The following is a 13500-nucleotide window of genomic DNA, read 5'->3' as shown; positions in this document are numbered from 1 at the left end:
CGTGACGCGGCTGTCAGCACCAGGACTACGTCGTCCGTCCTTCGGTCAGATCGCCGCTGTGTCCTCGTTCTCTGCGACGGCTTCGATGGCGTCGCGGACGACAGAGGCGGACCGACCCGTCGGGTCGCTGAGCTCCGCTACCCGGTCGCGGTCCGTGAGCAGGCTGCCGAGGACGAGATCCACCAGGCTGCTCCCGATGGCGCCGATGGGGCGGTCGCCATCCGGGTGGAACCAGGTCCACGCCCACTGTGCCGACCCGAACATCAGCAGTGCGTCGACAGTGGGGTCGACCTCGCGGAAGACCCCACTGTCGATGCCCGCCTGGATGACGTCGCGTACGCGGGTGAAGTACTGCTGCCGCAGGTCGGCCCCTTTGGCCATCGACTCCTGGTCGGCCAGCCGGACAACCTCGCGCTGGAACGCAACTGTCGCCGCGCGATCCTCGACGTGGTACAGCATGAAGGCGTGAAGAGCGGCCGCGAGCTGCTCTGCCGGGTCCTCGAGGTGGGCAAGCATGTAGTCGATCTCGGCCAAACGGCGCGTCATGTAGGACTCATGCAGGGCCGCGAGGATCCTGTCCTTCGTGCCGAAGTGGTGCACGATCGTGCCCTTGGAAACGCCGAGCTCGTTCGCGACCAGCCCGAAGTTGACGCCGTCGTAGCCGATCTCGGCGATGTGTCGCGTGAACGTGTCGAGGATTTCGTTGTACCGTCCAGCACCGGCAGCCATCAGGCTCCTTCTTTCCGCGTAGTGTGGTCGAGCTCGTTGGTGTCGAGTTTAACCAAGCTGACCGCACATGCGGTCATTCCAGTTTCGCCCTGAGATTGCGCTTGAGGATCTTCCCCGTGGGGTTGCGGGGAAGGGCGTCGACGAAGGTGACGCCGGTCGGAGCCTTGTAGTGGGCCAGTCGCTCGCGTGCGTACGCGATCAGCTCGGCATCATCCGTCTTCGAGCCGTCCTTGGGGGTGACGACCGCGTGCACGGTCTCGCCCCACTTCTGGTCGGGCAGGCCGATGACCGCAACTTCGGCAACGGCAGGGTGCTGGATGAGCACGCGTTCCACCTCAGCCGGATAAACGTTCTCCCCGCCGGTGATGACCATGTCTTTGACTCGGTCCTCGACGTAGAGGTATCCGTCCTCGTCCACTCGACCGGCGTCGCCCGTACGCAGCCAGCCGTCGACGATGGTTTCGGCCGTGGCTTCAGGCTTGTTCCAGTAGCCGAGCATCATCTGGGGCGACTTGACCCAGAACTCGCCGACCTCGCCTGGCTTGGAATCCTCGCCGCTGCTCGGATTGACGACCCGGACTGTGCTGCCGGGCAGTGGGCGTCCTGCAGATGCGCGCAGTTGGGGACGCGTCGGGTTCCGGTGGTCGTCGGGGCCGAGAACGCAGAAGACGCCGGACATCTCGGTCATGCCGTAGACGGAGTACAGCGGTGTGCTGAGTGTCTCGAGGGTCTTGTCCATCAGCGGTGCCGGCATCGGGGAGCCTCCGTAGCCGATCACTTGGAGGCTCTTCGTGGCGTCGACGATGTTGTCCTGGGCGAGCAGCATCTGGATGAGGGCAGGAACGAAGAACGCGTGCGTCACCTGCTCCTTCTCGATCACGCTCAGGAGGTCTGCAGGGACGGCGTCGCGCGCGATGATCGTCTTCCCGCCGGCGTACATGCCGCCGATCGCCCAGCTCGTGCCCCCGACGTGGAAGAGCGGCATCGCAACCAGATTCACGGTCGACTCGTCCATCCGGTACGCCGGCAGCAACGCCTCGCTGTGGGCGGCAAGTCCGCCCTGCGAAAGCATGGCGCCCTTCGGCCAGCCTGTCGTTCCCGACGTGTACAGCTGGAGGAAGCAGTCAGATGCGTCGGCGTGATGGCGGTCGGTGAGCGGCGCGCCGGTCGCGACAAGACCTTGGTACTCATCGTTCTCCCCGCCGAGGACCACGATGCGCCGGAGCTTCGGCAGCTCAGAACGGATTGCCTCCACGGCCTCGACGAAGTCCGCGCCCACGATCAGGACCTCGGCGGCGGAGTCAGCAAGAACGTAGGCCAGCTCCTCCTGTGACAGGCGGAAGTTGATCACCGCGTGCGCTGCGCCGAGCAAGGAGGCAGCGAAGGTCGTCTCCAGGCACGCGGGGTGGTTCTTGTCGAGAAAGGCGATCCGATCGTCCTTGGTGATTCCTTCGGCTCGGAGGGCACCTGCAAGGCGGAGGATGCGATCGCGGAGCTCGGTCCAAGTCCACGTCTGGGCCTCGAAGACGAGTGCGCCGTCGTCGGGTTTCTGACTGACTCTGCTCTCGATGATCTCGAAGATCCCGTTCGGGGTGACACTCATGATCCGTGCTCCTGACTGTACGTGCGGTCAACTCGTGGTGACAGCATAACGCCAGTGTGACCGAGGGCACAAGATTGACTGACCGTCCGTACGGTCATTAGCATGTAGTCATGCCAGTAAGAACCTGTGTCGGCCTGGAGGATCACTGCTGTGACCACTGAACTGCGCGACATTCTCACTCCGTCGATGTACGCCGACGGCATCCCGCACGAGTACCTTCGCGACTTGCGACGCGAGCACGCCGTCGTTCGCATCGACGAACCGGCGACGGGGGGATTCGCAGGCGGCCGGGGGTACTGGCTCGTGCTTCGACACGCCGAGGTGAGTCACGTGTCCCGTCATCCCGAGGACTTCTCCTCCTGGCGTGGCACCAGCTTCCTGCGTGACCAGCGGCCGACCGACGTCGCGGTCCTGCGCCGGATGATGCTGAACATGGATCCACCCGAGCACAGCTCACTGCGCAAGATCGTGAACCGGGCGTTCACGCCGATGGCGATCCGGCAGCAGCTCTTCGACGCGATCCAGAGGCATGCTCGCGAGGTCGTCGACGCCATCAGCGAGACCGGGGAGACGGACTTCCTCGCGAACGTCGCCGCAGAGATGCCGTTGCTCGTACTCGCTGACGTCCTCGGTGTGCCGCCGGAGGACCGTAAGCTGCTGTACAGCTGGACGAATCGCCTGGTCGGTATCGACGACCCCGAGTACGGCGGCGACCCGCAGGAGTACCTGTCGGCTTTCACAGAGATGTTCGCCTACTGCCGCGCCGCGACCGCGGAACGCCGCAAGAGACCGACAGCAGACCTGTGGAGCACGGTCGTCAACGCCGAGGTCGACGGTGAGCACCTCTCCGACGACGATCTCGACCGGTTCTTCCAGCTGCTGGTCATTGCCGGCAACGACACCACCCGCAATCTGCTCGCCAACACGATGCTGACGCTGTCGCAGCACCCGGACCAGTTCGACAGGCTGCGTGGCGATCTCTCGCTCCTGCCGGGTGCAGTCGAAGAGGTGCTGCGCTTCAGTCCGTCGGTGATCCAGTTCCGACGCACCGCAACGCGGGACCTCGAGCTGGCCGGCCACCTGATCGCCGAGGACGAGCGCGTGATCATCAACTACGCGTCCGCGAATCGTGACGAGAGTGTCTTCGAGAACCCGGACCAGTTCGACATCACCCGCGATCCCAACCCGCACATCTCCTTCGGCGACGGGACGCACTATTGTCTCGGCGCCAACCTCGCCCGCATGCAGGTGCAGACTCTGCTCACAGAGCTCTTTACCCGGATTCCCGACATCGAGGTCAGTGGCGAGGCCAGCCACATGCAGTCCGGTTTCATGAACGGCATCAAGCATCTGCCGGTCAGCTTCACTCCAGCCTCGAGGCGCGGGCCGCTGGCTGTTGCCGGCATCGACCTGCAGAGCGGATCCGCTGAAGCCGACACGCTGGCCGCGGCCGCCGAGACGCCGGTTCACGGTACGCCGATGCTGGTCCTTTTCGGCTCCAACTTCGGTACGGCGGAGGAAGTGGCCGACGACCTTGCCGATGCCGGACGCATCCGCGGCTTCAACGTGCGTGTGGCTCCCCTCGACGAGGCGGTTGAGAACCTGCCCACCGAGGGGGTCGTGCTCATCGCTACGGCCACCTACAACGGCACGCCGCCCGACAATGCCGCGAAGTTCGCGGAGTGGATCACAACTGGCTCGCCTGACCTCGCAGGAGTGAGGTTCGGTGTCTTCGGATGCGGCAACCATGAGTGGGCGCCGACCTTTCAGGACTTCCCGCGCCTTGTCGACAGCCGCCTCGATCAACTTGGTGCCACTCGGCTGCATCCCCGTGGTGAGGGTGACGTCGCCGCGGACTTCGACGGCGACCTCCGGGCCTGGGACACCACTCTGTGGCCCGGTCTCGCCGAGACGCTGGGCCTCGATCTGGGGCCCGTTGAAAGCTCGAGCACGCCCCGCCTACGCCTCGAGTTCCTGCCCGAGGACCGGCCCAGCCCGTTCGTCCAGTCCCTCGACGCTCAGCCGATGCGGATCATCGAGACCCGAGATCTGACGAGGACCGATGGTCCCGTCGAGGTACGTCCGGTCCGCCACATCGAACTCGAACTGCCCCACGGTGTCACGTATCAGGCGGGTGACCACCTCGGTGTGATCCCGCACAACAGCGATGCCCTTGTCGCGCGCGTGGTCCAGCGGTTCGCCCTCGATCCGGGCGCCTGGGTGCGGCTGTCGGCGGATGATGGTGCGAGCTCGTTCCTGCCGGTGGGGGAGCGGTTGGCGGTGCGGCATCTGATCAGCGACTACGTGGAGCTGCAGGGAGTCGCTGGACGCCGCGACATCGAACGCCTCGTGGAGCACACGGAGTATCCCTGGAGCCGCGTTCGCCTCGAGAGGCTGTTGGACTCGGACACGTACCGCGACGAGGTCCTTGCCCGACGGCTTTCCGTGTTGGATCTCCTGGAGATGCACCCGACCTGCCGCCTGCCGTTCGAGGTCTTCTTGGAGCTGCTGGGCCCGCTTTCGCCGCGCTACTACTCGATCTCGTCGTCACCCCGGGTGCAGCCTGACAGGTGCTCGATCACGGTCGGCGCACTGACCGGTGAGGCTCGATCCGGGAACGGCCTCTTCTTCGGAACGTGCTCGAACTACCTGTTCGACCAGCAGGCGGGCCGGGTGGTTCATGCCTTCGTGCGGGACACGTCCAGCTCCTTCCGGCCACCCACGGACCCCGGCGTCCCCGTCATCATGCTGGCTGCGGGCACGGGGTTGGCGCCGTTCCGTGGCTTCCTCCAGGATCGTGCCGAAGCCAGGCGCGCCGGGACCGAGTTCGCTCCTTGCCTGCTGCTGTTCGGGTGCCGCCATCCACAGTCGGACGAGCTCTACCGAGGCGAGCTCGACCGGCTTGCCGAGGCAGCCGGCGTCCAGGTCGTCTATGCGTACTCGCGTGTGCCGGACCTGCCCCGCGTCTACGTCCAGGATCGGTTGCGCGACATGGGTGCGTACGTGATGGACCTGCTCGGACGCGGCGGTGCCATCTACGTCTGCGGTGCTGCCGCAGTGGCTGACGGGGTGCGCACCACTCTCGTCGACCTGCGCTCGGAGGTGTCTGGGGAGTCTCCTGAGGAGGCCGAGACGTGGATGAGGGAGCTGGCCGCGGACAGGCGGTGGCTCGTCGACGTCTGGGCCAGCGGTTGAGCCGACCGGATCCTCAGTGACGTCCCGCCGAGTCTTGATTTCCAGACTGAATGTCCGTACGGTCAGTGCCCTGGATGTGGCCCACAACACACCTACGCACTTGTTCAGATCACCGCCCAGAGGAGTACGCGGATGACGGAGATGCACAGCACCAGCCACATCGAGACGCCGAAGGGAATCGGCAGACGCACGTTCATCGGCTACATCATCGGCGGAACGACGTTGGTCGCGGCCGCCAATGTGGGCCTGCTCGACGAGCCCGCTGGGGCTGCACCGACCGCGACGGTGGTCGCGGATGTGTACGACCTCAATGACGTGCTCAAAGAAGCTGCGGCGCCCACGTCGATGCTGATCAGCGTTGCCGTCCATGAGGACGGCACGGCGTCGTTCGAGCTGCCTCGCGCCGAAGTGGGCCAAGGTGTGACGACATCCATCGCGATGCTCATCGCCGAGGAGCTCGAGCTGCCGTTGGCGAAGGTGAACGTCACCTTGGCTCCGGCCCGGCCGGAGCTGATGTTCAACCAGGTCACTGGGGGCTCGAACACCATCTACTCGATGTACACGCCGGTGCGGGTTGCCGCGGCGGTCGCGAAGAAGGCACTGCTCGAGGCGGCCGCAACCCTGCTCGGCGACACCGTGGACCGACTCGTCGTCAAGGGCGGCGAGATCATGGACTCGGCCGGAAACGTCGTGACGTACGGAGAAGCGGCGAAGCTGGCTGTGGTGCCTGAAACGGCCGAGGTGGAGGTCGAGCTGAAGCCGACCTCGGAGCATCGGCTCGTCGGTACGCCCCAGAGCCGCAAGGACGCGCGCGCCGCGATCACCGGCAAGAAGCGGTTCGCGATGGATCTCGACATCGAAGGTGCGTTGCCCGCGATGGTCTGCCGGCCACCGCAGCTGAGGGGCACAGTCAAGACCGTACGCAACGCCGCTGAGGTCAAGCGGATGAGCGGTGTGACCCACGTGGTCGAGATCCCCACGGGAGTCGCCGTACGGGCCAAGACCTTTGGGCAGTGCATCGATGCTGTCCGTGCGCTGGACGTGGAGTGGAACCCGGGCCCGGTCGACGGCGAGTCCGACAAGTCGATCCTCGAACGCGTCAAGAAGGCTGAAGCGCCCTTGGCGGTGCCGAAGATCCCGATCCTGGCGAAGACGCTGGACCGCGAGTTCACGTTCTACTTCCGCAGCGGCTCGCCGCTCGAGCCGAACTGTGCCGTCGCCGACGTCCGGGCGGACGGTGCGGAGATCTGGGCGTCGGCCAAGGCGCCGATCGTCGCTGCCGAATCGATCGCGCTGAAGCTCGGCCTCCCGGTGTCCAGCGTCAAGTTCAACGTCGTCGAGGGCGGCGGGTCGTTTGGCCGGAAGCTCTTCTGGGACGGCGCCGAGGAGGCCGCGCTCATCTCGAAGGCATGCCAAGCGCCTGTCCGCCTGATGTGGCACCGCGCCGACGAACCGCGTCAAGGTCGCCTGCATCCGATGGCCACCTCGCGGATCCGTGCGACCTACCTCGGCAGTGAGGTGCTGACGTTCGAGCAGCGACACACCTCGGTGCAGACGGACTACGGTCACGGCTTCGGCGAGATCCTCACGGCCGCCGCCGAGAACCTGCCGGTCTCCGGCAACCTGACGTACTCACAGATGATCTTCCAGCTCGCCACATTCCAGCCCTACAACCTCGGCGTCACCACGCAGCTGCTGACCGAGACGGATGACCGGTTCCCGACGAGTGCGGTGCGCAACATCTACTCGCCCGACGTACGCACCGCCGTCGAGCTCGTCATCGACGAGCTGGCCGGCAAGCTGAAGAAGGACCCGTTCGAGTTCCGGCGTGCTCTGCTGCGCAAGGAACGCGTCAAGAAGGTGCTGGAGAAGGTGGCTGCCGAAGGCGGGTGGGGCAAGCCGATGCCAGCCGGGATGGCACAGGGGATCGCTATCCACGAGGAGTACAAGGGAGCGTCGGCATGCCTGGTGGAGATCGACTGCCGCCCGGAGACGGTCAACCGGAAGGTCCGTGACGCCCGGACCGGCCCTTTGGTCACGAAGGTCACTTTCGCCATCGATCCCGGGCTGGTGATCAACCCGCGAGGAGTCGAGGCCCAGATGCAGGGCGGCATCTCAGACGGCATCGCGCTGGCCCTCACGAACTCCAACCATCTCCTCGACGGTCACTTCCTCGAGGCGAGCTGGGACAACAGTGCCTACACGCGGCAGTGGAACACTCCGCGCGACATCCGCGTCTTCGTCGACCCGACCGGCGGCGAGCCCGGTGGCATCGGCGAGGCCGGTGTAGCCAGCGCCTTCGCGGCCACGGCGTGTGCGTACGCACGCGCGACCGGCGTGATCCCGACGGCGTTCCCGATCAATCACAACGACGAGCTGCACTTCGAGCCGAAGCCGTTCATCCCACCCGTTCCGCCGTCACCGACCGACGGCCTCGAGCACACGTTCTGAGAGGAGACCTCCGATGGCGACGCACACTTTCAAGGTCAATGGCGAAACGGTCACCGTTGAGGCAGGCGACACCGAACGAGTGCTGTGGGTTCTGCGGGACCTGCTCGGCGTTCGTGGCCCGAAGTACGGTTGCGGGATCAACGTGTGCAAAGCGTGCACGTCCCACATCAACGGCAAGGCGTTCAACCCGTGCGCCGTGCAGGTCAAGGACCTGACGGAGGACGACGAGGTCACCACGATCGAGGGGCTGCCCGCGACGGTAGGCAAGGATCTGCACCCGATGCAAGAGGCGTGGCTCGAGTACGACGTCGCCCAGTGCGGGTACTGCCAGCCGGGCCAGATCATGGCAGCCGTCGCCAAGGTCAACCAGGCCCGCTCCGAGGGCAAGGAGATCGATGACTCTGTCCTCGACGAGATCCGTAACGTCTGCCGCTGCGGCACCTACTTCCGGATTCGCGAAGCCATTGCGGCCGGCGCGGCGAAGATGTGACCCCGAGCGACGCACTGAGGTCTGAGCGCACCCCCTCGGTCGCCGCCGGACGATCCTGGGGACGTCAAGACTGGTCCGACCGACGGTGTGCGTGGCTGGCGACGGCGCGTAGGAACTCGACATTCTCGCTGTCTCGGTTGGTCTCCTCCTCGGTGGAGGTTCCGTAGTTTCGGTTCGCGGAGAGCTTTACGATCGTGGTGCCGGTGTCCGGGTCGACGTAGACGAGCTGATTGAGCACCCCGATGGCGCTGAAGTCGCCCCTTCCGCCTGCAGGAATCCACCAATGATATCCATACCCGAGGTCGAATCCGTGATCGCCCACGATGGGTCGACCAGGTTCGCGAATCGGGTCGTCGATCGTGGTGGAAGCTCTCACCCAGTCCTCGGACACGATGCGCACGCCGCCCCAGACGCCGCCGTTCCGGTAGAGCTCGCCGAGCTTGGCGAAGTCCCGGGCTGTGAGGTTGAGCCCGGCGTACGACATCTCCACACCGCGCATGTCCGTCATCCAGAACCCGTCCGACTCGAAGCCAAGGGGTTCCACCAGCTTGTCTCGCATGTAGTCCGCCACGGTTCGGCCGGTCGCGCGTGCGATCAGTGCGCCGAGAACTTGGGTTTCCCCGGAGTTGTACCGGCAGACGGTCTCGGGCTCGTTCTCCCTCACCATGCGCGCGACGAAACCGTCCAGGCCGCCCCCGAGTCCGAGCATCGCGCGGGTGATCTGGTGGACATCTGACTTGGCATCGTTGTAGTCCTCGTTCCATCGCGCCCCGGACGACATGTGCAGCACCGTACGAATCGGCACACCGTCGTAGGCCGACTTCGGCTGGACCTCGACGTAGTCACTGATCGGGTCGTCGATGGACCCGATGAGGCCCTCGTCGACGGCGATACCGACCAGGCAGGACACAAAGCTCTTTGCGACCGACATCGAAAGCCAGTTGACGTCGGGCCCGCCGGTAAGCCAGTAGTTCTCGTAGCGCACCGCTCCGTCGACGAGGACGAGCAGCGCTGCTGTGTCGGTGTCGACCAAGAAGTCCTCGGTGGAGCGGTCGATGCCTTCGAAGGGGTAGGTCTCCGGCAGTTCGATGGAAGGCGCGACCGGCCAGGTGAACGGTGCGGACGCTTTCCGCATTCTCCGGGTCGGAGCGAGGTTGGCGATCCCAGCCATGGTGTCGTGTTGCGGTGCCCCGGTGAACAGCCCCGCCTCGGCAAGGGAGGCCGGCTGGGTGGACCGCCTCATCTTGCGCCCGAGAACGCGCAGGAGGAACGGAAAAGTGTTTGCTCTGGTCTTGGTGGGCATGGCGACTCCTTGGGCTGGGATTGGGCACTGGGATGGGTGGTGGTCACACGCTGCCGTCGTTGGCGAGGTTTCGATAGATAGGCGTACCAGACGGTACGCCTAAATCGCCGAGCCTGTACAGCATCAAATTGAACAAGCGGATAAGTTGAACTTCCTGTGACGTGGCCGAAACATTCGGTTGGTGGGATGTGGCGGTCGACGACCTGGAGGCGCCGAATCGCGTCGATGAAATTGAACATCTGTCCATGAGTGTGAGTACGCCGAGGAGCGGTCGCCGCCCGTGGACGGGTGCACCTCGCGACACCGACAAGGAGTATGACCATGGGCACAGCCAAAACGGAGCCAAACCTCGGGCCACATGATCGAGCAGCTCCACGCCTTTCGGCCCGGCTCGGACCGGGCGCCATCGTGTTCATGGTGGTGGCAGCGGCAGCACCGTTGACAGTCGTCGCCGGCGTGGTGCCAGTCGGCATCGCATTCGGGAACGGGTCGGCGTACCCGGCGACGTACGTGCTCTGCACGGCGATCCTGCTGCTCTTCTCAGTGGGTTTCACCGCGATGGCCCGACACATTCCCGACGCTGGAGCCTTCTATACCTACGTGCGTGCCGGACTGGGTCGCCCAGCTGGCGTCGGCACGGCCTTCCTGGCTCTCGTGTCCTACACCTCCGTGCAGCTCGCTGTGTACGGGTTCATCGGTGCCTCGCTCAACACGCTTTCGACGGATCACGGGGGTCCCGATCTTCCGTGGTGGATTTGGGCGGCGGCCGCGCTGGGGATCACTGGATACCTGGGCTACCGCAACATCGAGCTCTCAGGCCGAGTGCTTGGAGTGTTGCTGATTGCCGAGGTGCTCGTCGTCCTCGTCCTGAGCGTGGTGATCGCGGTGCAGGGCGGCGGCGATACGGGCAGCCTCTCAACCGACAGCTTCTCGCCAACCAAGTTGCTCAGCGGAGCTCCGGGTATCGCCGTGATCTTCGCGGTGGCCGGCTACATCGGCTTCGAGTCCACCGCCATCTTTCGCGACGAGGCCCGCGACCCCGAGAAGACGATCCCGTTGGCGACCTATGCAGCCCTCCTACTGATCGGCGCGTTCTATGCGTTCGCCGCGTGGGCGCTCGTCAGCGCCTACGGCGACGCCAATGCGGCTGAGCGCGCTGCGCAGAATCCGGGAACCATGCTGTCCGACACAGCCACGACGTTCCTCGGTGTCTTCGGTGGTGACCTCGTCCAGATACTGCTCTGCACCAGCCTCTTCGCGGCGCTCTTGTCGTTCCACAATGTGCTGGCCCGCTACATCTTCTCGCTCGGGTCGGCCGGTGTGCTCCCGCGTTCGTGGGGCTCGTCGCACGCCAGACACTCCTCACCGCATGTCGCTTCGGTGATTCAAAGCATCAGCGTCTGCCTCCTCGTAGTCCTCTGCGCCATGGCGAGCCTCGACCCCGTAGCGGAGATCTTCACCTGGTTCGCCGGCGTCTCGGCGGTCGGGGTCATCGCGCTCATGCTGCTCACATCCATCGCTGTCATCGTCTACTTCCGGCGCCGTCCCGACCTCGTGGGTCCGTGGCACAGCCTGATTGCCCCTGGCCTCGGTGGACTGGGGTTGGCGGTGTTCCTGGTTCTCACCGTCGACAACCTGCCGCTTCTCGTCGGTGGCTCACATCCCATCGCCATCACCGTCGGACTGGCGCTCGTCCTGTCATTCCTCGGTGGTGCGGCACTCACTCTCGCCCGGACATCGGTCGCGGACGACATCACGAAAGAGGTCTGAACATGAACACGGCACCCACGAACACATCTAGCCTCACGCAGCTCGAGCCGGTCGATCATCCACTCGCCCTGCTGACTGCCGGTGAGATCGATGCCGCGCGTGAGATCGCGGTCGCGCAGGGCCACGTCCACGAGACGACGCGATTCGTGTACGTCGGCCTCGAGGAGGCGCACAAGGACGACGTCGTTGCGTTCGCCCCTGGCGATGCGATCCAGCGCCGGGTCACGATGATCATCATCGAGCGGGCCAACGGCAAGGCGACGGTCCTGACCGTCAACGTCACGACCGGAGAGGTCGATGCCTCGAGGCATCTCGATGCCGCCACTGACGGGCAGGCACCGATCCTCGACGAGGAGTTCGACGACATCGAGGCCATTTTGTTGACCAGCGAGGCCTGGCTCGAGGCACTCGGTCGACGAGGGATCGACCCGGCGAAGGTTCGGGCCGTGCCCTTGTCAGCTGGACACTTCGGGCACGAAGACGAGTCTGGACGGCGGGTGTGCCGAGTCTTGGCCTTCCTGCAGCTCGATGATGAGGACCTTCCGTGGGCCCATCCCATCGATGGGGTCTGCGCCTACGTCGACCTGACTGTCGGCGAAGTCTGGAAGGTCGTCGACGAGGCTGACATGCCCGTACCCGCCGAGCGCGGGCAGTGGGACGCCGAGCCGCACGCCTCTCCCATGCGCACGGATCTTCGTGCCCTCGAGATCACCCAGCCGGACGGGCCGAGCTTCTCGGTCGACGGCAACCTCATCACCTGGGCCGACTGGTCGTTCCGGTTCACGTTCGACGTCCGTGAGGGGCTCGTGCTGCACCAGCTCAACGTCAAGGACGGCACGGAGGTTCGCCCCGTCATTCACCGGGCATCCATCCCGGAGATGGTCGTGCCTTACGGCGACCCGTCACCGTCGCGCTACTGGATCAACTATTTCGACCAGGGCGAGTACATGTTCGCCCGTTACACCAACTCGCTCGAGCTGGGATGCGACTGCGTCGGCGACATCACGTACTTCGACGGCGTCATCGCCGATGAGAAGGGCCATCCTCGGACCATCAGGAATGCCATCTGTCTGCACGAGGAGGACTACGGCGTGCTGTGGAAGCACACCGACATGTTCAACGGCATGACCGAGACCCGGCGATCGCGACGACTCGTCATCTCGTACTTCCTCACGATCGGAAACTACGACTACGGCTTCTACTGGTACCTCTACCTCGACGGCACCGTACAGATGGAGGCCAAGGCGACCGGTGTCGTGTTCACCTCCTCGTACGCGGGGCCCGAGGGCTTCTCGACCCAGATCGCTCCCGGGCTTGGGGCGCCGTTCCACCAGCACATGTTCTGCGCTCGTCTTGACATGGCAGTGGACGGCTCCCGCAACTACGTCGAGGAGGTCGATGCGGTGTCAGTGCCGGTGGACGACGACGTCAATCCGTGGGGCAACGCGTTTCGCCAGCAGAAGACGCGGTTGACCAGCGAGCTGCAGGCTCGCCGGAAGGCCGACAACCTCAAGTCTCGGACGTGGCTGGTGGGCAACCCCGACCGGCAGAACCAGCTGGGTGAAGATGTGGCGTACGCGCTCTTCCCGGAGGGGCAGCCGACCCTTCTGGCTGCCCCCACGAGTGCCATCGCCAAGCGGGGCGCGTTCGCGACCGAGCACCTCTGGGTCACCCAGTACGACGCCTCCCAGCGGTGGCCGGCTGGAGAAGTGGTCAACCAGAGTCCGGGAGGTGAGGGCCTCGAGGCGTTCGTCTCCGGCGATCGGGGGATCGACGGCGAGGACATCGTCCTGTGGCACACGTTCGGACTCACCCACTTCCCGAGGCCGGAGGACTGGCCGGTCATGCCGGTCGACTACACCGGCTTCACGTTGAAGCCGGTGGGCTTCTTCGACCGCAATCCGTCGCTCGATGCCCCTCGAAGTCAGATCTCGCGCTGCCATGGTGGCCAGTGATGTC

At 65.2% G+C, this 13500-nt stretch carries 8 protein-coding genes; 5 read left to right on the top strand and 3 right to left on the bottom strand.

Features of this window, described 5'->3' with window-relative positions; translation table 11 throughout:
- Positions 1–45: 45 nt before the first annotated feature.
- Together OG801_RS05405 and OG801_RS05400 are read right to left on the bottom strand one after the other, a co-directional pair.
- A complete protein-coding gene (locus tag OG801_RS05405; RefSeq protein WP_406034269.1) occupies positions 46–729 on the bottom strand; it encodes a TetR/AcrR family transcriptional regulator in 684 nt (227 codons plus the stop codon).
- A gap of 73 nt (positions 730–802) precedes the next feature.
- The gene (locus OG801_RS05400; protein WP_406034268.1) at positions 803–2332 is read right to left on the bottom strand and encodes a long-chain-fatty-acid--CoA ligase; all 1530 of its coding nucleotides are present in this window, start codon (positions 2330–2332) and stop codon (positions 803–805) included.
- A 150-nt stretch (positions 2333–2482) separates the two neighbouring features.
- On the opposite strand from OG801_RS05400, the gene OG801_RS05395 reads away from it, so the two are divergent.
- From OG801_RS05395 to OG801_RS05385, 3 genes are all read left to right on the top strand, one after another.
- The gene (locus OG801_RS05395; RefSeq protein WP_406034267.1) at positions 2483–5527 is read left to right on the top strand and encodes a cytochrome P450; all 3045 of its coding nucleotides are present in this window, start codon (positions 2483–2485) and stop codon (positions 5525–5527) included.
- Between the two features lie 132 nt (positions 5528–5659).
- Entirely contained in the window at positions 5660–7978 is a 2319-nt protein-coding gene (locus OG801_RS05390; RefSeq protein WP_406034265.1) for a molybdopterin cofactor-binding domain-containing protein, read from the top strand.
- Positions 7979–7991: 13 nt separating this feature from the next.
- Entirely contained in the window at positions 7992–8468 is a 477-nt protein-coding gene (locus tag OG801_RS05385) for a (2Fe-2S)-binding protein (protein ID WP_406034262.1), read from the top strand.
- A 64-nt stretch (positions 8469–8532) separates the two neighbouring features.
- On the opposite strand, the gene OG801_RS05380 is transcribed toward OG801_RS05385, so the two are convergent.
- Positions 8533–9771 (bottom strand): serine hydrolase domain-containing protein, encoded by a 1239-nt coding sequence (locus tag OG801_RS05380; protein ID WP_406034260.1) that lies wholly within the window; start codon positions 9769–9771, stop codon positions 8533–8535.
- A gap of 315 nt (positions 9772–10086) precedes the next feature.
- Between OG801_RS05380 and OG801_RS05375 the strand changes: the two genes are divergently transcribed.
- Together OG801_RS05375 and OG801_RS05370 are read left to right on the top strand one after the other, a co-directional pair.
- Complete coding sequence (locus tag OG801_RS05375; protein ID WP_406034258.1) at positions 10087–11541, top strand: APC family permease; 1455 nt, start codon at positions 10087–10089, stop codon at positions 11539–11541.
- Positions 11542–11543: 2 nt separating this feature from the next.
- Positions 11544–13496: a primary-amine oxidase gene (locus OG801_RS05370; protein ID WP_406034257.1), complete on the top strand. Its 1953-nt coding sequence runs from the start codon at positions 11544–11546 to the stop codon at positions 13494–13496.
- The last annotated feature ends 4 nt before the right edge of the window (positions 13497–13500 follow it).

It is taken from the genome of Nocardioides sp. NBC_00163, assembly GCF_045206295.1.
GTDB lineage: Bacteria > Actinomycetota > Actinomycetes > Propionibacteriales > Nocardioidaceae > Nocardioides.
This window is presented reverse-complemented; position numbering and strand designations above follow the sequence as displayed.